The sequence below is a fragment of the Streptacidiphilus sp. EB103A genome (genome assembly GCF_041261405.1).
GTDB lineage: Bacteria > Actinomycetota > Actinomycetes > Streptomycetales > Streptomycetaceae > Streptacidiphilus.
Map to the genome: position 1 here is coordinate 231,137 of NZ_JBGCAQ010000014.1, position 20,146 is coordinate 251,282.

Sequence of the window (20,146 nt, forward strand, 5' to 3'; positions counted from 1 at the left end):
GCCGTCCCGACACGCTGTTGGCAAGACCGCAGCAGAGCCGGCGCTAGCGTGGTCGAAAACAGGGCGTCAGATACCGGAGGATCGGCCGTGATCGTAGTTGTCGTCGGCAGCAGGGGATCAGACCTGGCCTGCGCCCAGGTACAAGAGGTCCTGACAGCACTGAAGACGCTGCGCCCCGACGTCCGCTTCCGCCACCAGATCATCGTCGAAGCCGGTGACAGCGACACCTCCTCCTCCCTGTCGGCGGTCTCCCAGGCCAACGGCGGCGCCGCTTTCGCCAACGCCCAGGAGGAAGCGCTTCTGCGTGGTCGCGTCGACCTGGTGGTCCACTCGCTCAAGGACCTCCCCACCACAGCGACCCGGGGACTGACCCTGCTCCCGCCGCCCACCCGCGCGGAAGTCCGCGACGCCCTGTGCGGATCCACCCTCGCCGCCCTGCCGGCCGGAGCCCGGGTCGGTACCAGCGCCCAACGCCGGATCGCCCAGCTGCTCCGAGCCCGACCCGACGTGCAACCGGTGCCCATTCGCGGCAACGTGCCGCCGCGCCTTGCCAAGATGGAATCGCAGAACCTGGATGCCGTTCTCCTCGCGGCAGCCGGACTGCAGCGCCTGGACCTGCAGGACCGCATCGGAGAACTGCTCTCGCTGGACACCTTCTTGCCGGCCCCGGGCCAGGGGGCCCTGGGCATCCAGATCCGATCCGAGGACACCACGACCCGCGACGTCCTCGACGGCTACGGCGACGCCAAGACCTTCGCCGAGGTCCGCGCCGAACGAGGCATGCTCCACGAGCTCCACGGCGGCTGCGCGGTACCGATCGGCGCCTACGCGATCCACCGGGACGGATCGCTGCTGCTGCGCGGCCAAGTGACCTCCCTGGATGGACGGATCCAGGTCGCCGGGCAGGTAGTGGGAACCCCGGAGGAGCCGGAGAAGCTGGGCCATCAGCTGGCCCGGCAACTCCTCGACGCCGGAGCGGAGGACATCCTCGCCGCGATCCGCTGACGCTGCTGAATCCCTTCGACCATGGGGGAGCGCCAGCTCTGCCGCAGGTGGCACACCGATCGCCACTATGGCTGCCGCGCCGGGGCGCCGTCCTCACCCCAGGGCCGGTGGCGGTAGCCCCTTCGATCAGTGCTCCGACCAGACCACCGTGATGCGGTGACCGGACCGTTCCGCGATGACTCGGCCGGGTACGTGCGAGGCGGGACCCTGCGCGCGATACACCTCGATGCGGTGCCGCCCGCGATCTCGCAGCTCCGCGGACCAGAACCTGATCCGGGAGGCGACCTCCTCGGCGAAGCCCAGCCCACTGGGCCCGTGGGACACCACCGCGATCTCGTACGGCTCCCCATCACCGCCCAGACCTCGACGGTTGGCGAGATACCCCAGATCCGCACCGCGTTGGAAGCCGGGCCCACCCCATCCGAGCAGCGGCTGGAGCGTCTTCGCGGCGGCTCCGGCCGTCACATTGATCTTGGTGAACCCGGGAACAGCGGAGTCGGCCATCAGCCGGAGGTGAAGGTCCTCCCATCCGGGGCCGTCATCGACGACCACACCGGTCCACACCACCTCGCGCGGCACCGCCAGCGCCTGGTCGAGTATGCCCGGGTCCACCGCACGCTCGTCCTCCAGCACCAGGGTCACCGCGCCGTCGCTACTGGAGACTCTGCGGACCGGCCGGGCCCCAGGACCGGTCACCGGGACGAAGCCGCACGTCTCGACCGACCGGCTGACCCAATGGTCACCCGACCGCTCCAGAGCCACTGACATCGGCCACGGAAGCCGCAAGGGCACGACCAGACGCCCTCCGGGTGCGAGCTGCGCCAACCATTCCTCGGCGATGTCGAACGCGCCGGCCGTGATGACGATGCGATCGAACGGCGCCCGGTCCGGCGCTCCGGCACGCCCGTCGCCGCAGCGCACCAGGACATGCCCGAACCCGGCGGCCTCCAGCAGCCGCCGGGCGCGGTCTGCGATCTCCCGGTCGATCTCCACGGTCGTCACCTGCCCGCTGGAGCCAACGAGTTCAGCTACCACGGCAGCGTTGTAGCCGACCGATCCGACCTCGAGCACCTGGTCCCCAGGGCGGACTTCCAACTGCTCCAGCATCGCCGCGACGACTACCGGGGCGGAGGCAGAACTGACGGTGTTCCCCTGGGCATCGGACTTGAGCCTGACAGCATGATAGGGATCATGCGCTTGCTCGGCCGTCGCCTCCGGGACGAACGGGTGCCGCGGCGTTCGACGCATCGCCTCAACAAAGCCCGGAGTGCGGAGGACCTTGTGCCGCTGAAGAACGTCGACCATCTGCGAGCGCAGGTGGAGATCGGAGGCGGAGGCGGCCACGACGGAGTCCATGCGGGAAGTCTCCCAGCCCGGCATGCCACGGGAGGCACGAACCGTACCGCCGACACGAGGACAGAGTCCGCACCTCTGCCGCCCGCCCCGCCCCGGACCCGGGCTCACGCCCGCAGACTCTCGGAGGCCACAGCCGCGCGGCTCCCCGTACAGCTGACAGGCCCCTCGCGGAGACCTTCGCTGAAAGCCACAGCCCGGTAGGCACAGCACCCGTCAGAACACGCATCGCTCTGCGGATGAGAGGGAGGCCATGGCCAAGCCGGTGGCGAAGACCGCCCTCAGGAACAGCAGGGCGGAAGGGTCACGAGGCCAGGACCGACGGCACCCCGCCCCTCGCCTGGCGAGGGGGTTGGGAGGTGCCTGCGGGCACCGCCGTCCTCGCGGTCCTCTGCTACTTCCGCTTGCGCTTCGAGGTTCGCCGCGGTTGTTGCCGCACCACATTGCTGCGGTCGGGGCGCGGCGCCCCGGTCGAGGGTGTGGCGCCTCCCACGATCACGGACAGCCGCTCACGCAGGGCGCTGGCCTGGGCAGCGGAGGTGACGTCCGCCGGGGCCTCCAGCAGATGTTGCTTGAGGACAGCGAGGACGTCGATCTCCCATACGGCCCGCTCGAACGCTCCCTTGGCCAGAGGGCTCTGCTCGGGGGCGTAGAGCTGATCGAGGAACGCCAGCGCTTCCTCGTCCCTGATCTCCGTGATCATTTCACGGTCGGGGATGAGCAGGGCTCTCGCTTCGCTCTCCTTGATCTCGCTGATCAGGGCGAGGCGGGCGGCCTCCCGCGAGCGGTAGACCCTCGGATGACACGCCAGCCAACCGGCAGTGGCCGCGAAGGCCAGCAGTCCGGCCGGGCCATGAACAGTAGCGGGCGCGAACTCGGCACCGCCTGCGCGGTCGCCCTTCATGGACCGCAGCACCTTCTGTGCGGCACCGCGGTGCTCGGCGGGCGCGTACCGGGCGACCAGGTCGGCCGCACCCTCAGACGCCTCCTTGTCGGTAATGAAGGCACCGTGCAGTTCGGCCCGATAGAAGTAGGCATTGGCCTTGGCCATTACCTGCTCGCAGGGGAACTGGAAGCGCGGGAGCGAGTAGGGGAGCCGTCCAGGGTCGTCGTCCCACGATTGGATCCGGGCCAGGACCGCGGCGAGCGCAGGCCGCTCACCGTCGATGAACGCCAGCACGGCACGCAGGGCCAGGGCGTACATCCGGCCGGTCCGCTCCACCATCTGCGGCGGCAGATGCTCCATCAAACCCGCCACGGTGGCGCGCACCTCCTCCTGCTCGCTGCTCAACACCACCGTGCTGGTGCGCTCGGCGACCCGGTCCGCCCTGCGGGAGGGCAGGCTGCGGGTCGTGCCGATCATCGCGGCCATCTCGAGCAGGAGCGAGGTCTGCTGATCGAGCGTCCGCTCGTCGAACGTGCGCTGCACGCGGCGCATCTGCTTGGGGACACCGCCGTGCACAGCTTCGACAGCATCATGCGGCAGCCCGGAGACGGGAAGATCGTTCGCGCCGGCCGGCACCTTGAAGTGGCTGAGGTAGCGGGGCGACATCATGGAGGCGGCCACCCGGGCCCACAGTTGCCACAGCTCGGCGCCGCACCCTTCCGTCTCCACGAGGCGCCTGATGCGCTCCAACACGGCTTCTCCGGCCTGGGCGTCCGTCATCACGCAGATCGTCCATGCCGCGCTACTGACCCAGGAGGCGTCGGCCTGCTCGGCGAGGCGAGCGTGATTGCCGTCCTCCTCCAGGAGCTCGTCCAGACCGCCCGCTTGGCGCAGGTACCCCGCGACCACCGGTGCCCAACTGGCCAGCAGGGACGCCCGCTCGAACTCCGTCAGAGCTGAGGCCCAGCGGGTGCATGCGGTCTGCAGCTCCTGCGGTCCGGCGGCAACAGCGCTGCCGGCCAACTCCTGGACCGCTCGCGGGCCCCCGGGGTCGGCGTCGAAGGCGGCGAGCAGGCCCGAGCAGTCACCGGTCGCCGCCGTCGTGATCTGCATCCACGCGGCCAGGAGCTGCGCCGTCCCGGCCGCATCGTGGGCCACACCGCCCTCGGCCAGCAACGCAGCCGAAGACCATGCCTCCAGCGAGTGGATCACGGTGTCGGTCAGCTGACGCGCGTCGCCGTACTGGGCAAGTCGAAGCAACATAAGCGGTTGTCGTTCCCCCGGGAGTGGTTCCACGGCCGGTCCATCGGATGGCCGCGGATCGGACGGTGCGACGGGGCTGCCGCACCAGGCTTGATTCCCTGCTGCCAGGGAATCCATACGCGCCGCCGTTGCCCTGTCCACCATCGGTGAGACGCTCCGACCTGACTGACGAGCGCGGGGAGCTCGCGTCGAGAGCGGAAGGCAGACTGAAAATCATGACAGTGACGGCTCACCGCAGCCTCCCACAGGGCCGACGCCGGCGGGCAGGGTACCCATGCACTCGAGTCACTCGGGGCACGCGCACCCCGCTTCCGCGTCGGGGCGGCTGCCTCGGGCGAAATGCGCACAGCGTTCCCTGGCCGTTCCCGTTCCCACACGCAGGAGCTTGCAGGTCCCCTAGCCTGGCGGTGATCGCGGCCGACCACGGACGGACACTGGAGAGGAACCCGCCGATGGACAACGACAATGCGCGGAAGACGCAGAACAGCCAGACCGGGCGGGCCGTGCAGAGCCGCAGCCCGTACGGCACCGGACAGGACGCGGACCAGGACCAGGACAGGCTTCAGATCGACACCTCCGGCTTGGAGCCCGCCGCCGTACTCGTCGCGCTCTACCGGTACGCGACGATCGGCGGCGTCCTGTGGCAGAACGGTCTGCCAGTAGCGCACGTCACCGAACTGACAGTCCAGGAAGCCCGCGATCTCTTCGCCGACGCCGCCGAGAGCCCGGACAACGGACCCCTGCAGGCAGTCAGCAGCGACGGGTGGTGGGTCGACTACCTCAAGGGCGTCCCGATCAAGTCGACCTTCTACCCCGACACCGTCGACGCCACCGGCTTCGACAGGGAGTACAAAGCGGGAAACGCGAGAGCGGCCATCGAGCAACTGAAGGCCGGCGTGTACGAGTAGCCCTGGAGCAGACCCACCGCACCGGTGCCCTTGGCCTCATCCGGATGACCGCTCTTGGAGGTGCCCCGGGAGGCGTGGGCCAAGATCCGTACAGTCGGCTTCCCCGCAGATGCTGCGATCCTGGCCGCTCCGGGGGAGCTGCGGTCAGTGTTCGGAAGGCGCCCCGGGGCAGCTGACCGCCCTGGCGACTGCCGGCGCGAGTCCCTGCGGGCGCTCGTGGATGGGAAGCGGGTCGACCAGGATCGTGCGGATGCCCAGAACCTGGCCGCCGACATCCGCCACTGGGCTGTCGCCGACCATCAGCGTCTTTTCAGGGTCCACCCCGATCCGACGGCAAGCGATCTCGAAAAGCCGTGGATCCGGCTTGCGCACCCCCGCCTCGTAGGAGAAGACGCAGTCGTCCAAGAGGTCGAGCAGCCCGGCACCGGACAGGACGGGCCGTAGATCCCAACCGATGTTGCTGACGACACAGGTCCGCAGTCCGGCCTCACGCAGCAGTCCCAGGGCTGAGACCGCGTCAGGGTAAGGCAACCACGATGAAGGACGCATGTGCCACTCGTAGAGTGCGTCGGCGGCTTTCGGCCAGGGCAGCCCACCGCAGGCGTCGATCAGTCCGAGGTAGACCTCCCGGTGAACATCCGGGGCGAGAGAGCGATGCCACCAGGCCGCCAGACGAGCACCCGTCAGGTCAGCCGGCCGACGTCCGCCCGGCAGGCGGGCACTGTGTGCTGCCCGGCGCGCCCAGGCGTGCCGTTCCGACTCCGGCACGTCGAGGCCCGCCTCGGCTAGCGACTCGTTCACCCACTGCTCGGCGCCGGCCAGGACCTCCAGCGTGCCCGCGAAGTCCAACAGCACGCCCTCGAAGCTCAGTTCCATGGCCATGACGGGATCGTAGGTCTGTGCGGAGTATCGCGGGGCAGATCGGCAGCAGCCGGCCAAGACCCGGATCCAGCGTCGCGGAGACCTGTGCTGCAGCACGCGCTCTGGCGCCCGCCACCGCGATGCGGCAGGCTGTCGCCCATGGTTGAGGGGATCCTGCTGTTCGCGGCCTGCGCTGTAGCCCTGTTCGCCCTGGTCCGCCGCTTCGGCTATCCGCGACGGCTCGATGACCAAACCCTGAGGCTGATGCTGGCCGCTGCCTGTCTGCTCGGCGCCGCAGCCGGCGTTATCGCCGGATCGGCCCGGATGGCCTCACCGCCGACCTGTGCGTTCATCTACCTGATCTTCATCTGGTTCCTGTGTCGCGGCGGCGACCCGGTCGGCCTTGCCCACCGACTCCTTCGCCTCAGGCCCGAGCAGCGGACGGTCTCGCTGACCAAGAAGCCCTGAGCGGTGCGGATGCCTGTCGGCAGGGACCGCACACCGAGCCCCGACCCCTCATGAAGCGCACCCACCTGAGAACCGGTCCTGAGTCCAGGCATCCCTGCCGTGCTGTCCGGCGCCCGTTCCCAGAAGCATCCGGATCAAGCGGTTCTGCCGCCGCCCTCCAACGGCCGCACCGGAGCGGTCAGATTCAGTTGCCCAGAACCGACCAGGCACACTCCGCCGCCGACACGAATCGAGCGGATCTCGTTATGTGTCGCCGCCGCCTCGGCGTACAGAATGGAGGGCCTGCCCACAGCCTCGCCCTGGCTGAGTGTGATCTGCGCACCGGAGGCGAGGAGCTGATGGCGCGCCAAGTGCGCGGCGAGCGGAACGGCCGCAGACCCGCACGCGGGATCCTCGGGCAGCCTGTCGTAGGGCGAGAACATCCGCGTGACCGCCGTCCTGTCACCGGTCAGCGCGAACACATTGATCCGAGCTCGACCAGGGCCGGCTGCCCGGCCGAGTGCTGGGAAGTCTGTCAGGATCGCGCGGACCGCCTCGGGAGACTCAGCCATCACGAACAAGTGGGGGATGCCGGCGTCGTACAGCATGGGGAGCACGCTGGACGGCAGTCCCAGGACAGCAAGGAGTTCCTTGGCCTGGTCCCCCGGGGCGAGGGACGTTCTCGGCAGCGGCTGATCCATCCACGCGGTGAACCGGCTCTCGGCCCGGCGCCGGATGGACACCGGCACGATGCCGACGTTCGTCTCGATCCGCAGAGCGGCCGCCCTGGCGGCCGAGGCCGGCGTCCATCGAATGGCCCTGCTCAAACGGCACGCCGGCCTCAAGAACGAGTTCTACGAACGCGTCCGTACGGAAACGGCCCAGACCCCGGAAGCCGAACAGCGGCTGAGGCAAACCGTGGTGGAGCTGAAGAAGACCGTCGCCAACCAGAGGAAGGAGATCCTGGAACTGCGCGAGGCGCTCTGCCAGCTCACCCTCGCGAGCGCGGTCCTCCTCGTACAGCAACCCGCCCCGGTGCAGTCTTCGGAGCCTTCAGAGAACATCGTTCCGATCCGACCGCCCAAGCCCTGAGACCTGCACGTCCGAAGTTGCCTCCCCGGGGCACCCGATCGGGGGAGCTCTTGGGAGGCGAGAGGATTGACAAGTGATCAGGCAGCCATCCCGAGGTCCTTGTGGGTGCGGTGGAGAAAGTCGCGGACGGCGGGTTCGCGACGCCAGGGGGCCAGGGCGGTATTGAACTCACGGACGTAGTCCAGGGCGCGGGTGGACTTGACGGCGGCGAGGATGTCGACGGCCTGGTTGCCGAGCTTCAACCCGTGGTCCAGATCCTTGGCTTGCAGATGGGCGGCGCCGACGATGGCCAGGCGCATGCCCACCGAGCGGGTGAAGACGCCGGGGGCCATGGCGGTGGCCTGCGCGTTCCAGGCCAGGGCGGCTTTGGGGTTCTTCAGGTCGCGGAAGACCTCGGCGGCGTCGGCGGACAGCCGGGCGTGGTTGTAGAAGTCAATCCATCCGGGTTCCTCACTGCCGGGCCGGGCCTGGCCAAGGAGGGTCTCGGAGGCGGCCAGGGCCTTGGAGGCGGCGCGCGGGTTGCCGTCGCGGGCGTGGGCGCGGGCCTCGATGAGCTTGGTGAACGCCAGCACCCGGGGGGCGGCGGTGTCCTTGGCCCGCTCGAAGGCGCCCTGGGTCATGTCGATGGCCTCGCCGGCGAAGCCCCGCAGCAGGGCCTGCATCGCCATGGTGGTCAGGACATAGCAGCCGAGCTGGACATCCCCGCCGGCCCGCGCGAGGCGGAGGGCCTGGATGAAGTGGCGTTGGGCGGCGTCGTGCTGGCCGACGTCGAACGCGGTCCAGCCGGCCAGGCGGGAGAGCTCGGAGGTGACGGAGAACAGCTCGCGGCCGATGTCGTCGCTGAAGCTGCCGCCCAGCAGCGGGGCCGCGCGTTTCCGCAGGCAGTCGGTGACGGAGCTGGCCTTCCAGTTCCCGCCGCCGTATTTCGAGTCCCAGTGCCGCGCGTGGTCAGCGGCCGAGCGCAGTTCGTCCAGGTCGGTGCGGCCGACCCGTAATCCGCCGCGGTGGTCGGCGGTGGTGTCGGCGGGACTGACCAGCCAGCGGGTCACCGGCGTGGTGAACGCGGTGATGGCGAAGGTGGATCCGGTCAGGAAGTCGCGGCGGTTCACGGAACTCCAGAGCGAGGTGGCGACGCGCACGGCGTCAGCGGGGTCTCGCGGGAAATCCAACCCCACTGAGGCGTCCGGTGTCTCGCTCTCGCTCATACCGATCTCGGAACAGTCCACCGGTCGGCCCAGCCGTTCACCGATGGTCTGCGCGATCAGCTTGGGCACCGGCCACTTGGGGGTCATACCGCGCTGGCGCCAGTTGCCGACCGAGGTATGCGAGTAGTCGGCGTCCAAGCCGGCCGCCCGCGCGAGCTGGTTCACGCGGTGGGCCAGCGCGTTTCTGCTGGCCCCGCGGGCTTCGCATGCCTCGACGAGCCTGGTCAGGTCTAGGTTCGGCGGCTTCTTGCGGCGGGCGGTCGACGCCACAATGTCCCCCTCAAGCTGGTTGTTCTCGCAGCGAGTTACCGAGGGTATTGCCTCCGCAGCGGCGCGTGAACCGCCTTCACAAGCTGCAAGCCCCCTTGCAAGCCCTGCCCGCACGATCGCCGGCACGGTTCCCTGAAGGTCCAGGTCGTGTCCGGGACGGCACCCTCCTCCCGGACACGGCCGCTGACCTTCACACTTGGGGGTGAACCAGATGTGCGGAATCGCAGGACTGGCCGGACCGGACGCAACCCGTCACGAGGCCACCGTCGCCGCCATGGGACGCGCACAGCACCACCGGGGACCTGACGGCACCGCCCACGCCCGCGCCGCCGACGGGCGGGCAGTGCTGGCGATGAACACCCTGCGGATCGTCTCGCAGACCGTGACGCCGGGGCCCTACTGCGACTCGGTCACCGGGCTGCTGGTCACCTTCAACGGCGAGATCTACAACTACCTGCAGCTGGCGAAGGCATGGGGCATCGAGCTGGCGGCCGGGGAGAGCGACGCGCACCTGCTGCTGCGGGCCTGGGCCAAGATCGGCCCCTCCTGCCTGGAAGGGCTGGACGGGATGTTCGCCCTGGCCGTCCATGATCCGCGCACCGGGACCCTGTTCCTGGCGCGGGACCGACTCGGCGAGAAGCCGCTCTACTGGCGCCTGGACGGCGGCCGGCTCGCGTTCGCCTCCGAGGTCAGCACCCTGACCGGCTACGGGTCCGCGCCGGTGGTGATGCGCCCGGAGATGACCGCGATCGAGACCTGCACCGGCGTCGACACACCCTTCCAGGGCATCCAGCTGCTGGCCCCGGCGACCCTGCTGACGTTCGACGTCGCGACGGGGTCGATCGACCAGCGCCTCTGGTGGGACCTGGCCGCCGGCACTGCGCTGGACAGCGCGGACTACCGGCCGGCGCTGGCGAAGTTCTCCGTCGCCCTGGCCGAGCACCTGCCGCTGCGAGCCCCCGGCGTCGACTTCGCGCTCCTGCTGTCGGGCGGCCTTGACTCGGCGATGCTGGCCTACGTGATGCGTCCTCAGGTCTGCGTCACCGTCCGCTACCCCGGCCAGGACCGCCTGGACGAGTCCGCCGTCGCGGCGCTGGTCGCCAAGGACATCGGCGCGGAACTCGTGGTCGTCGAGCCCACGGCGGCCGACTTCCGGGCCGAGCTGCCGGCGATCATGTCGGCCCTGGACTACCCGATGGGCAACGCGTCCACGTTCTCCGAGCACATGGCCTACAAGAAGGTCGCCGAACTGGGCCTGCGGGTCGTGGTCGGCGGCCTGGGGCCGGACGAGCTGCTGATGGGCTACGTCCGCCATGCGCTGGTGCTGTTCGGCCCGGAGGCGGTGCTAGCCGCCGGGCTGGAGTCCTACCGGCCGCTGGCAGCCAAGCTGATCCGGGCCGCCGGACGGCCGCTGGACCCGGTAGAGGCGATCACCCGGCTGATCCTGCGCGGCCCCGACACCGACGGGCAGGTCCGCTGCCTGGTCGCCGGCGCCCTCGCCCGGGCGGGCGGGGACCTGGCCCGCGGGCTGACCCTGGCGGACCTGGCCACCTCCTGGCGTCCGCTGGTGCTGACCAGCGACAAGCTCGCGGCCGCGTTCGGCCTGGAACGCCGATCCCCCTACCTGGCCCGCGAGATCGTCGAACTCGCCTACCGGCTCCCGACCGCCCACAAGATCACCGATCCGGCGGCGGGCAAGCGGATCCTGCGCGACACCGCCCGCACCCTCGGCCTTCCCCCCGAGGTCTGGGCGGCCCGCGACAAGCTCGGCTTCGCCTCCCCGGTCCCAGCCTGGCTCGGCGGCGAGTTCAAGGACTGGGCCGACCAGCAGATCACCCGGGCACTGACCGCCCGCCCCGACCCGGTGCGGCCCCTGTTGCAAGCAGGGCTCGCCCAGGGCGGGCGGTTCGACCGGAGCCGGATGCTCGCGGTGATGGCAGCCGCCTCCTTTTCCCCCGAACCGGTGAGGGCAGCCGCATGACCACCACGCGGGCCTCTACGTTGGGCCGGTGCACGAGTACCCAGCCACTTCAGCCCCTGCCAGCACCTCGCGGAACCAATCCGCAGGTTCAGGCACTTCGGACACTGCCCCGGCGCGCTGGCCGCGCCCTCAGGGAGCGGTCGCGATCATCACCAATGGTAGCGGCGAGCTGCTGCTGCACCTGCGCGACGACATCGAGGGCATCGCCTGGCCGGGCCACTGGTCCCTGCTCGGCGGCGGCTGCGACCCCGGCGAGGGGACCGCCGAGGCCATCACCCGCGAGCTCGAGGAGGAAGCCGGCCTGGAGGTCGACTGCCTTCGCCGCCTGTTCGAGACCGTCGACCAGGACGGCTCCGGGCAGCTGATCACGTTCTTCTCCGCCCACTGGGACGGCGACGAACAGGCACTGCCGCTGACGGAGGGCGTCAAGCTGCAGTTCTTCGCCCCCGACCACCTGCCCGCCCTGACTATCCCGCCGTACATCCGCGACGGCATCCACCGCCACCTGCGCACCCGGCACACCTGACCGCCCCGTCCTCGGGGAGAGGGAAGCCAGCAGGCCGGACCACCCCTTCGGAAGGAAACACGCACGTGAAGCTCACCGTCGTCGGCTGCGGCTACCTGGGCGCCACCCACGCCGCCTGCATGGCCGAGCTCGGCCACGAGGTCCTGGGCATGGACACCGACCTCGACAAGGTCAACTCCCTCCAGGACGGCCGGGCCCCCTTCTTCGAACAGGGCCTGGACGACCTGCTGGCCAAACACACCGCATCGGGCCGGCTGCAGTTCACCGCCTCCTACGCCGAGGCCGCCGACTACGCCGACGTCCACTTCATCGGCGTCGGCACCCCGCAGATGCCCGGCGAGAACGCCTACGACCTGACAGCCCTGTTCACCGCAGTGCGCCGCCTGGTCGGCCGCATCGACCGCCCCACCCTGATCGTCGGCAAGTCCACCGTCCCCGTCGGCACCTCCAACCGCCTGACCGACCTGATCCACGAACACGCCCCCACCCCCGAGCTGGTCAAGCTGGCCTGGAACCCCGAGTTCCTGCGCGAGTCCCACGCCATCGACGACACCCTGCGGCCCGACCGCCTCGTCTTCGGGTTCCAGGACGGCGACACCACCAGCCCCGCAATCCTCACCGAGGTCTACCAGCAGCTGCTGGACGCCAAAGTCCCGCTGATCAGCACCGACATGGCCACCGCCGAGCTGGCGAAGTCCGCCGCGAACGCCTTCCTCGCCACGAAGATCTCCTTCATCAACGCCATGGCCGAGGTCTGCGAAGCCTCCGGAGCCGACGTCCACCAGCTCGCCGAGGCGCTGCGGATGGACCCGCGGGTCGGCCCCGGCGGCATGCGCCCGGGCCTCGGGTTCGGTGGCGGCTGCCTGCCCAAGGACATCCGCGGCTTCATGGCCCGCGCTGGCGAACTGGGTGCCGACCAGGCGCTGACCTTCCTGCGCGAGGTCGACGCGATCAACAAGCGCCGCCGCACCCGCATGGTCGACCTCGCCCGCGAGGAGTGCGACAGCACCCTGCGCGGCAAGCGCATCACCGTCTGGGGCGCCGCGTTCAAGCCCGGCACCGACGACATCCGCGACTCGCCCGCCCTCGACGTCGCCGAACACCTGTTCCGACTGGGCGCGGACGTCACCGTCCACGACTTCCAGGCCCTGGACAACGCCGTCAAGGCCCACCCGCAGCTGACCTACGTCCCCGATCCGGTCGAGGCTTGCGAGGGCGCGGACCTGCTGCTGCACCTGACCGAGTGTCCCCAGTACGCCTCCATCGACCCCGCCGCCCTGACCGCTCGGGTGAACGCCGCTTGCGTCCTGGACGGCCGCGACGGCCTGGACCCCGCCCAGTGGCGCGAGGCCGGCTGGACCTACCGCGCCCTGGGACGCCCCTGAACGACCCCACAGTCTCCCTCCCGGGGCCTCGCCGAGGCCCCGGGAGGGCAGCGCGACCGGCTCCACGGAGGGTGCACCAGCGGTGGAGCCGCTGACCGTCCATGCGAGAGGCAGCAACCCGTGACCGCACAGATGGAACGCACCCGCTCCCAGGAGCTCGTCTCCGAGGAACTGTTCACCAGCATCGTCGACCAGGTCGCCCGCGACTCCGGCGTCGAGCACGACCGCGCCGTCCGCCAGGTCGGCGAAGCCCTGAAGTACTTGCAGCTGGTCGCCGACAACCCCGGTGCCGGCTACGCGGTCTCGCCCGAGGTCGACCACGGCTGGCACGGCTTCATCCTCCACACCCGCGCCTACCAGCAGTTCTGCAAGGAACTGACCAGCGGATCCTTCATCCACCACGACCCCACCCCCAACTACGGCACCCCCAAGAAGGTCGGCGAGACCGTCGCGGCCATGTGCGCCTCGGGCATGCGCGTCGACCACGAGATCTGGGACGGAACCTCGTCCTGCTCGTGCTGCAAGCCCGCCACCCCCTGCAGCAGCAGCATCGCCTGAGCACTGGCCCGAGCAATGCCGGATAGGTCAGCGGGTCGGTCCGCGCCTGGACCGACCCGTGTGACTCGTGAGATATCCGGTGGTTGAGCACTCGGTTTGGCGGACGACGTGCTCAGCGCCCGGGGCACCACAATGTCGAGACTCTCAGCCGCCCCGCCCCGGCCGCCCAGCAGCCGAACAGCGCAAACCCGCAGCCGTCTACGGGCGTGAGTAGTTCCGGTACAGGAATTCACGATGAGAAGGATCATGGTCCGGACCGGCCAGGACACCGACTGCCATCGTCACCCCAATGCCGCGCCGGTCGTTGCAAGGACGAACCCCTGCGCTGCGTATGGCGCCCCGAACGAAGGACACCTTGTGGATGTAGAAGGACATCTTGTAGATGTAGAGCAGTGGAACCGGCTCTACCCGGTCGGCACAACGGTTGCGGCCTATCCTGGCGCACGCCACGAGGACCCTGCCTACCGCTGCGGCGGTGTCCGGCTCGACACTCGTACCCGGGCCAGGGCCTGGCAGGCCCACGGCCGCGCGGTGGTCATGGTTGAAGGGCACTCCGCGTGGATCGCTCTGAGCCACGTCGACCCTGAGACCATGCTCTCCACCGACGACCCCGCGATCACCGTGTCTGTTGCTTGAGCGCTTCGTAGCGTGCTCGGGCCTTGATGAACTCGGCGTCGGTGCCGCCGGCGTCTGGGTGGGCCGCGGCCATTGCCGCCTTCGCCTCCTTGAGCGAGGCCGCTGGTTCCGGTGGGCGGATGCCGGAACTCAGTGAGGGCTCTTCGGCGTAGAGGTGGAACTCGGGTGACCACCAGCCGGCGGAGCGGTTGTAGACCTCTCCGTCCGATTCGAGCTGCTGGCGGTCGACGTAGCCCAGCAGCGGCGCGCTCTCCCCGACGGCTTCGCGGCGCACGTAGTAGATCCGCTTCGCGGTGGTCTTCGCGATGCGGAACGCGACGATCTTCTGCGGCTGGTCGCTGTTGTCGTCGCAGCCGCGGTGAAACACCCCGTAGAGGTAGCGGACCACCCCGGCCCCGGTGCCCGAGCCGGAGGTGAGCTTGCGCTTGGCGGTGTTGACCTCCTTGAGTAGGTCGGTCGCCAGGCTGTGCCGGCAGTAGACGTCGGCAGGCTCGCCGGAGGTCAGCTCGTCGGCGGCTTTCCGGGCCCGGTCCAGGGCGGAGACCTCGGTGTCGGCCCAGTCGTACCGCCGCTCACCGTCGATCTGGGACGCCGCCCAGAACCAGCGGTGCCCGCTGCGGCACCGGCCCCAGAAGACCAGCGCTCTCTCGGCGGTGGGCGAGGTGGTCACGCGCCCTCACCCCGGGGAACCAGGCGTAGGTGGGGACCATCGCCGGGTTCGGGGGCGATGAGCTCGCTGGCGAGGTGCTGGGCCATCGCCATCTTCGGCAGCTTGAACTGCCCGGCGATGGCAAGCAGTTCCTGGACCAGGCGCTCGTCCTGCCGGGGATCTCCTGGCCTGGGTAGTTGGCCCGTTCCAGCAACTGCTCGACGAACGTCTGCAGAGTGAAGTGGGCGGGTCGCCGGTCGACGGTCCCGCCGGTCGGCGTGGCGTCGGCGAGGGCCTGGGCGAGGCTGCCGTCGCGGCGGGCGGCCACCGCGAGGGCGGCCCAGGCCCGGAGCGCGTAGCCGCGCATCAGGCACAGCTCGCGGTCGCGAAGGGTCAGGAAGCGCTCGTGGACGTCCATCATGGAGGCGATGGAGGCACGGACCTCGGTGACGGCCGGGCCGTCCGCCCACATCACCTGCCAGCAGCGGCCACCGGCCCATTCCATCCCGAAGTCGGTCTTGGTGTCCTGCGAGAGCCACAGGGCGAGCTGCCGGGCCTCGGTGCTGCGGTTGCTCATCGCATGGCCTCCGATCAGTGCTGGTGGCGGGCCAGGTCGTCGGCCCGGTGCAGGGCCTGCGTGTAGTAGGAGAACTCGTCCTCGGTCAGGCGGCGCACCGCGTAGCCGGCGCACTGGCTGCACCAGCCCGAGCCGGAGTACGGCAGGTAACCCGGGTCCTGCTGGTGCAGCGGCAGGAACTCGGCCAGGGTGAGCAGTTCGTGGCTCTCGGTGGAGAACTCGTGCTGGTACTGGCAGGTGCCGTGCGATTTGCCGCGCCACTGTCCGGCGCACTGCCCGTGCGGGTCGGTGGCGTAGACCTGGAGGTCGGCGAGCGGGCCAAAACGGCTGGTTGCCCACGGGCCTGCTGGTGTAGCCGCTGGGGTTGTCCACCCAGGGGCTGCCGTCCGAGCTGGTGTGGAAGGCCCACAGTCCGAAACTGGCACCGGAGGCCAGCAGCGCGGTCACCAATGGGTCGTAGCGGTGGCTGCTGTCGATCAGGCGCACATCGCCGTCCGAACCGACCGCGGCGAACCGGGCCCGGCCGTTCTCGCTCAGGCGGCCGATCTGCTCGGCGGCCCCGGCGCGGGTGAGTCGGCGCCGGGCTTCGCGGGTTTCGTGGTCGAGTCCCTCGATCACGGGCGGCTTCCTTCCAGGTCGGCTTCGGTCACGGCCAGTCGCTCGGAGATCAGTTCGCCGCGCTGCCGGGTCTCCTCAGCAGTCAACGACTGGACCGGTCGGCGGATCACGGTCCGCACGGGCCTCGGCAGCGGGACGTCCCCGAGGTCGGTCTGGTCCTCGGCGTCGGCCAGGGCGCGGTAGACGGAGGCCAGCGAGGGGTTGCGGCCCGCGTTCTTGCCGGTCTTGATGACCAGCTTCTTCCTGATCTCGGGGACCGGGGTGCCCTTCGCCTGCAGGGCGCGGGCGAAGGTGAGCATGTCGTCGTCGAAGACCTTCGGCCGGCCGCCGTGGTTGCCGCTGGCAGCGGCGGTCTGCTGGCCCTCCAGGGTCTTCTCCCGGATGTAGTTGCGGTCCAGCTGGGCGGCGACCGCCAGGATCGCGAAGAACATCGAGCCCATGCCGTTGGGGTCGTAGACCCCGGTCAGCGGTCTAGGAGCGGGGGCGGGTGGCAGACGCGGGAAGAAGAAGTTCGCCTCCCCCGATGAGGCAGACCCCACCGCCGACCTTGACCGAGGTGATTTCGTCGAAGGTGCCTTCCGCGTTGGCGTATAGCGTGGAGGGCCTGCCGACTTGGCGGCCCTGGGACAGGGTGATCTCCTGGCCAGAGCGAACCAGGCCATGGCGGACAAGGTGGGCGGCCAGGGGCCCGGCAGCGGATCCGCAAGCGGGATCCTCGGGCACATAGTCGTAGGGTGAAAACATCCTGGTGGTGAACGAAATCCCTTCCCCGGCGAAGCAGTTGATCCTGTTCGTCCCCGCAATCTCACCCAGCAGCTGGAAATTGGGGACGATGGCCTCCACCTCGGCGATCGAGTCGGCCATCAGGTACAGGTGCGGGATCCCGGCGTTGTACACGGTCGCGGGCAGCACGCTGCGGCTGACCCCGAGCGCCTTGAGCAGCGCCTCGGTGGAATCTTCGGGAAACGGACTGATCCTTGGCAGAGGCTGATCCATCCAGGCGTCGTAGTGCCCGGAATCCTGCTGTTCCACCCGAACGGGAACCACGCCCACGTTGGTCTCCAAACGCAGCGCGCGTACCCCCGTACGGTCGTCCTGCGCGGCGAGCACACAGGCGGTGCCGAGAAGTGGGTGCCCAGCAAAATCGATTTCGGTCACACTAGACAGCAGACGTACGCGTGCGTCGCCTCCCGCGCGGGATGGCAGAACGAAAACCGTCTCGGATAGGTTCATCTCGCGCGCGATGGCCTGCATTTCGTCAATGCTGAGTGCCTCCCCGCCGCCGGTGAAGACGGCGAGCTGGTTGCCGGCCAGGGGTACCTCGGTGAAGACGTCGGCCAGTCGATAGGGAAGTCGTTGAGTCGCGTTCATCGTTGCCACGGATTCCTTCCGGGTGAGATCAGCGCCGAGGGACAAGGAGCACACTGCCAGTGTGGTGAGCGCCACGGGACGCAAGCCGGGAACTCCTAACAGCCCACGCGGCGGCCTCCGCGAGGGGCGCCGGTGTACGCCCGTCAGACTGAACACATCGACTTGACAGGGAAGGTCACGGTGGACCACATCTTGACGCGGGCGTCGCCTCCGTCCAGCGCGGGCAGCAGGAAGACGGTCTCGGAGAGGTTCATCTCCAGGGCGATGGCCTGAATCAAGTCGTCATCGGGTGCGGGCCCCTCGTCGGTCAGGAACACCGCCAACTGGTTTCCGCTCAGTACGGTTTCGGCGTCGGTGAAGACATCAGCAAGGGCGTAGGGCAGGCGCACGGAGTGCCTCCAGAGGGTCACGATCAGGACGTCAGATGGACAGTCAGCGGCCGTAGCAGGCCTCCGTCAGTACTCCGTGTCCCCGGTCACGGCGGCCGTCATGGTGGACCTCACCGCGCCGAGGTGAGCCCAGAGCGGTCGGAGTTCGTCCCACAGGCTGAGCGCGTTGCCCTCCCGCTCCCAGTGGGCCGCGTCTTCGTAGCGCAGACGGCCCTCAGCCAGGTCGTCAGTGACGTTCAATCGCCTCGCTGTGCGGGCGATCATGTCTGCTGTCGGCTCCGGCGGAGCAGCATCGTGCCAGGCGGTGAGGAGCCGCTGTGCGTGGGGCAGGAGGGGTTGCGCGCTGCCCAGCCACAGCTCGGCCAGCTCCACTATCGGCGACCCGGGTAGCCGGGCCCGCCCGCAGGGCAGCAGGTCGACTTCCAGGAGTTCGACCGTCCGAGTCAGTGCGTGGAAGCTTTCGGTGTGGAGCCGGTCCCACCAGTTCGCCCCTCGGGGGAAGCCGGCACCCTCCTGTTCGACTTCGCCCATCCGGCGAAGGAAGGTGCTGCCGAACGCAACCTCGTCGGCTGTGGGCAGCCACTGCCGGCGGTTCAGTGATCGTGCGATGTCGTTCAGCCGGTCCGCGGTGACGGTCATGAACGACACCGTAGGAGGAACGAGCAGCGTCGGGCTGAAGAACGCGCGATTCTTGTCGGCGGCCGGAGGAGCATTCCCTCCGGATCCGGCACATGGCGGAGAGTGCGTCAGCGGGAGCGGATCGGTCAACCGATCGGAGTATCCGCGCGCTTTCCTTGGATGCCCACCCTCGATGTGGGTAGTCCCGTACAGGATGAGAGGGGTGGGCCTGGTGCTGGTGCGCCGAAGGACGTTACTCGCGGGCCTGGCGGCGACGGCCGCCATCACGGCAGGCTCGGAGCTGCTGGGTGGCACTGCCGCGCGAGCAGACGACAGCCCGTTCGCCGGGTTGCTGGTGGCGCGGATCCGCAGCGCTCTACTCGGCCCCTGCGGTATCACTGCCGCTGTGCCAACCGCAGGACTGGAGGGCGAGTTCACCCGCGCCCTGGCAGACTTCGACGCCTGCCGCTACGCGGGCCTCGCGGTCCGTCTGCCCCGGCTGATCAGCGCCGGACAATCGATCACCACCGGCAGCAGGACGTCAGGCGACCTTGTACTCCTGGCCAGGACTTACCTGCTGACCACCCGAACACTGGTCAAGGTGGACGAGAACACGGGACTCGGCTGGGTGTCGGCGGAGCGTGCCCGTCAGTGTGCAGAGGCTGGCGGAGACCCGCTCCTTGCCGGCGAATCCGCACGCCAGCTGGCCGTCCTCGCGCGGAGAGCCGGACAGCACTCGGAGGCACTGTCCATCGCACTGTCCGCCGCGGACCAGCCCGATCTTCGCGCCGTTGGCCGGTCTGGAGCCGCCGCCCGCGGTCTGCTGATCCTGTCGGCGTCCTACACGCTGGCACGACAGGGCGACCGAGCCGGCATGCGGGAGCTGACAAACGAAGCCGCGGCGATCGCCCGGGAGCTCGGCGGCACGGTCCTGCTGCGCGGCCACGGCGGGTTCAGCCCGCTGACCGTGGACCTCCATCGAATCGGGGCGGAGGTACATGGCGGCGATCCGCTGGCGGCGCTCGCCGCCGCCCGGTCCATCCCCCTGGCGGCGCTGCCCAGCATCGAGCGCCGCTCCCGCGCCCTTGGCGACATCGCCATCACCTACGAGCGGCTGGGCCGCCGAAGCGATTGTCTACGCACGCTGCTGGCCGCCGAGAGACTCGCCCCTCAGGAGGCCCACACCCGGCCGGCAACCAAGGCCCTGATCTACAGCCTGCTGAGGTCCGGACCCACGTCAACGGACCTGCGGGGCCTCGCTCGACGCAGTGGCGTAATCAGCTGAGGGCCCTGGGTAGCCTGGCAGGACGGGAAGTCGACCGCAGGCGGGATGATGGCTGACGCAGTGCCCCCAAGCCCAGACCCCTGGCAGACCGGCAGGATCTGCACCAAGACGGCGGAGCGTCCGGTTCCGCAAGGGTCGGCCGACCGGCTTGACTGTCAAGACCACCCGGGCATCCAGGGGGCACTACATTCGGGGTGATCACGATGCAGGACGTCAGGTCCCGCGCGGTGGAGCAACCACGGACCCCGGAAGGTACCCGAGCT

At 69.6% G+C, this 20,146-nt stretch carries 21 protein-coding genes; 9 read left to right on the forward strand and 12 right to left on the reverse strand.

Translation table 11 applies throughout. The annotated features are described in order from the left end of the window. Positions 1-87 precede the first annotated feature (87 nt). Positions 88-1,005, forward strand: a complete 918-nt coding sequence (gene hemC, locus ABH941_RS23895; RefSeq protein ID WP_370131499.1) for a hydroxymethylbilane synthase — start codon at positions 88-90, stop codon at positions 1,003-1,005. Positions 1,006-1,131: 126 nt separating this feature from the next. Here the strand turns inward: hemC and fxlM are convergent, their stop codons facing one another. Then, entirely contained in the window at positions 1,132-2,361 is a 1,230-nt protein-coding gene (gene fxlM / locus ABH941_RS23900; protein WP_370131500.1) for a methyltransferase, FxLD system, read from the reverse strand. 391 nt (positions 2,362-2,752) lie between these two features. Next, positions 2,753-4,507, reverse strand: coding sequence for a hypothetical protein (locus tag ABH941_RS23905; RefSeq protein WP_370131501.1), 1,755 nt, complete (start codon positions 4,505-4,507; stop codon positions 2,753-2,755). Between the two features lie 452 nt (positions 4,508-4,959). Between ABH941_RS23905 and ABH941_RS23910 the strand changes: the two genes are divergently transcribed. Continuing rightward, positions 4,960-5,415: a hypothetical protein gene (locus ABH941_RS23910; RefSeq protein WP_370131502.1), complete on the forward strand. Its 456-nt coding sequence runs from the start codon at positions 4,960-4,962 to the stop codon at positions 5,413-5,415. Between the two features lie 144 nt (positions 5,416-5,559). On the opposite strand, the gene ABH941_RS23915 is transcribed toward ABH941_RS23910, so the two are convergent. Beyond that, positions 5,560-6,297, reverse strand: a complete 738-nt coding sequence (locus ABH941_RS23915) for an HAD family hydrolase (RefSeq protein ID WP_370131503.1) — start codon at positions 6,295-6,297, stop codon at positions 5,560-5,562. A gap of 138 nt (positions 6,298-6,435) precedes the next feature. On the opposite strand from ABH941_RS23915, the gene ABH941_RS23920 reads away from it, so the two are divergent. After that, positions 6,436-6,744: a hypothetical protein gene (locus ABH941_RS23920; protein ID WP_370131504.1), complete on the forward strand. Its 309-nt coding sequence runs from the start codon at positions 6,436-6,438 to the stop codon at positions 6,742-6,744. Between the two features lie 134 nt (positions 6,745-6,878). Here ABH941_RS23920 and ABH941_RS23925 read toward each other — a convergent pair whose 3' ends face one another. Then, the gene (locus tag ABH941_RS23925; protein ID WP_370131505.1) at positions 6,879-7,472 is read right to left on the reverse strand and encodes a PhzF family phenazine biosynthesis protein; all 594 of its coding nucleotides are present in this window, start codon (positions 7,470-7,472) and stop codon (positions 6,879-6,881) included. 1 nt (position 7,473) lies between these two features. Between ABH941_RS23925 and ABH941_RS23930 the strand changes: the two genes are divergently transcribed. Further along, entirely contained in the window at positions 7,474-7,815 is a 342-nt protein-coding gene (locus ABH941_RS23930; RefSeq protein ID WP_370131506.1) for a hypothetical protein, read from the forward strand. Positions 7,816-7,892: 77 nt separating this feature from the next. On the opposite strand, the gene ABH941_RS23935 is transcribed toward ABH941_RS23930, so the two are convergent. Continuing rightward, positions 7,893-9,290 carry a sporulation protein gene (locus tag ABH941_RS23935; RefSeq protein WP_370131507.1) on the reverse strand — a complete coding sequence of 466 codons (1,398 nt, stop codon included), beginning with the start codon at positions 9,288-9,290 and terminating at the stop codon, positions 7,893-7,895. A 211-nt stretch (positions 9,291-9,501) separates the two neighbouring features. Here ABH941_RS23935 and ABH941_RS23940 point away from each other — a divergent pair, with 211 nt between their 5' ends. The 4 genes from ABH941_RS23940 (at position 9,502) to ABH941_RS23955 (ending at position 13,740) form a co-directional block, all read left to right on the forward strand. Further along, positions 9,502-11,271 (forward strand): asparagine synthetase B, encoded by a 1,770-nt coding sequence (locus ABH941_RS23940; protein WP_370131508.1) that lies wholly within the window; start codon positions 9,502-9,504, stop codon positions 11,269-11,271. 28 nt (positions 11,272-11,299) lie between these two features. Beyond that, the gene (locus tag ABH941_RS23945) at positions 11,300-11,797 is read left to right on the forward strand and encodes an NUDIX domain-containing protein (protein ID WP_370131509.1); all 498 of its coding nucleotides are present in this window, start codon (positions 11,300-11,302) and stop codon (positions 11,795-11,797) included. Positions 11,798-11,862: 65 nt separating this feature from the next. After that, entirely contained in the window at positions 11,863-13,182 is a 1,320-nt protein-coding gene (locus tag ABH941_RS23950) for a UDP-glucose/GDP-mannose dehydrogenase family protein (protein WP_370131510.1), read from the forward strand. Between the two features lie 120 nt (positions 13,183-13,302). After that, the gene (locus tag ABH941_RS23955; protein WP_370131511.1) at positions 13,303-13,740 is read left to right on the forward strand and encodes a hypothetical protein; all 438 of its coding nucleotides are present in this window, start codon (positions 13,303-13,305) and stop codon (positions 13,738-13,740) included. 616 nt (positions 13,741-14,356) lie between these two features. Here the strand turns inward: ABH941_RS23955 and ABH941_RS23960 are convergent. The 7 genes from ABH941_RS23960 to ABH941_RS23990 all read right to left on the reverse strand — a co-directional run bounded on the left by ABH941_RS23960 (position 14,357) and on the right by ABH941_RS23990 (position 18,619). Beyond that, a complete protein-coding gene (locus ABH941_RS23960; RefSeq protein WP_370131512.1) occupies positions 14,357-15,046 on the reverse strand; it encodes a hypothetical protein in 690 nt (229 codons plus the stop codon). After that, on the reverse strand, positions 14,949-15,602 hold the full coding sequence (locus ABH941_RS23965; RefSeq protein WP_370131513.1) for a hypothetical protein: 654 nt from the start codon (positions 15,600-15,602) through the stop codon (positions 14,949-14,951). The genes ABH941_RS23960 and ABH941_RS23965 overlap by 98 nt, the downstream gene beginning before the upstream one ends. A gap of 14 nt (positions 15,603-15,616) precedes the next feature. Then, positions 15,617-16,027 (reverse strand): hypothetical protein, encoded by a 411-nt coding sequence (locus tag ABH941_RS23970; protein ID WP_370131514.1) that lies wholly within the window; start codon positions 16,025-16,027, stop codon positions 15,617-15,619. Between the two features lie 189 nt (positions 16,028-16,216). Continuing rightward, positions 16,217-16,759, reverse strand: coding sequence for a hypothetical protein (locus tag ABH941_RS23975; protein WP_370131549.1), 543 nt, complete (start codon positions 16,757-16,759; stop codon positions 16,217-16,219). Next, positions 16,692-17,591 carry a PhzF family phenazine biosynthesis protein gene (locus ABH941_RS23980; protein WP_370131548.1) on the reverse strand — a complete coding sequence of 300 codons (900 nt, stop codon included), beginning with the start codon at positions 17,589-17,591 and terminating at the stop codon, positions 16,692-16,694. The genes ABH941_RS23975 and ABH941_RS23980 overlap by 68 nt, the downstream gene beginning before the upstream one ends. A 143-nt stretch (positions 17,592-17,734) precedes the next feature. Further along, a complete protein-coding gene (locus ABH941_RS23985; protein WP_370131516.1) occupies positions 17,735-17,980 on the reverse strand; it encodes a PhzF family phenazine biosynthesis protein in 246 nt (81 codons plus the stop codon). Between the two features lie 66 nt (positions 17,981-18,046). After that, positions 18,047-18,619, reverse strand: coding sequence for a hypothetical protein (locus ABH941_RS23990; RefSeq protein WP_370131518.1), 573 nt, complete (start codon positions 18,617-18,619; stop codon positions 18,047-18,049). A gap of 202 nt (positions 18,620-18,821) precedes the next feature. Here ABH941_RS23990 and ABH941_RS23995 point away from each other — a divergent pair, with 202 nt between their 5' ends. Then, positions 18,822-19,883: an XRE family transcriptional regulator gene (locus tag ABH941_RS23995; RefSeq protein ID WP_370131519.1), complete on the forward strand. Its 1,062-nt coding sequence runs from the start codon at positions 18,822-18,824 to the stop codon at positions 19,881-19,883. Positions 19,884-20,146: the final 263 nt, after the last annotated feature.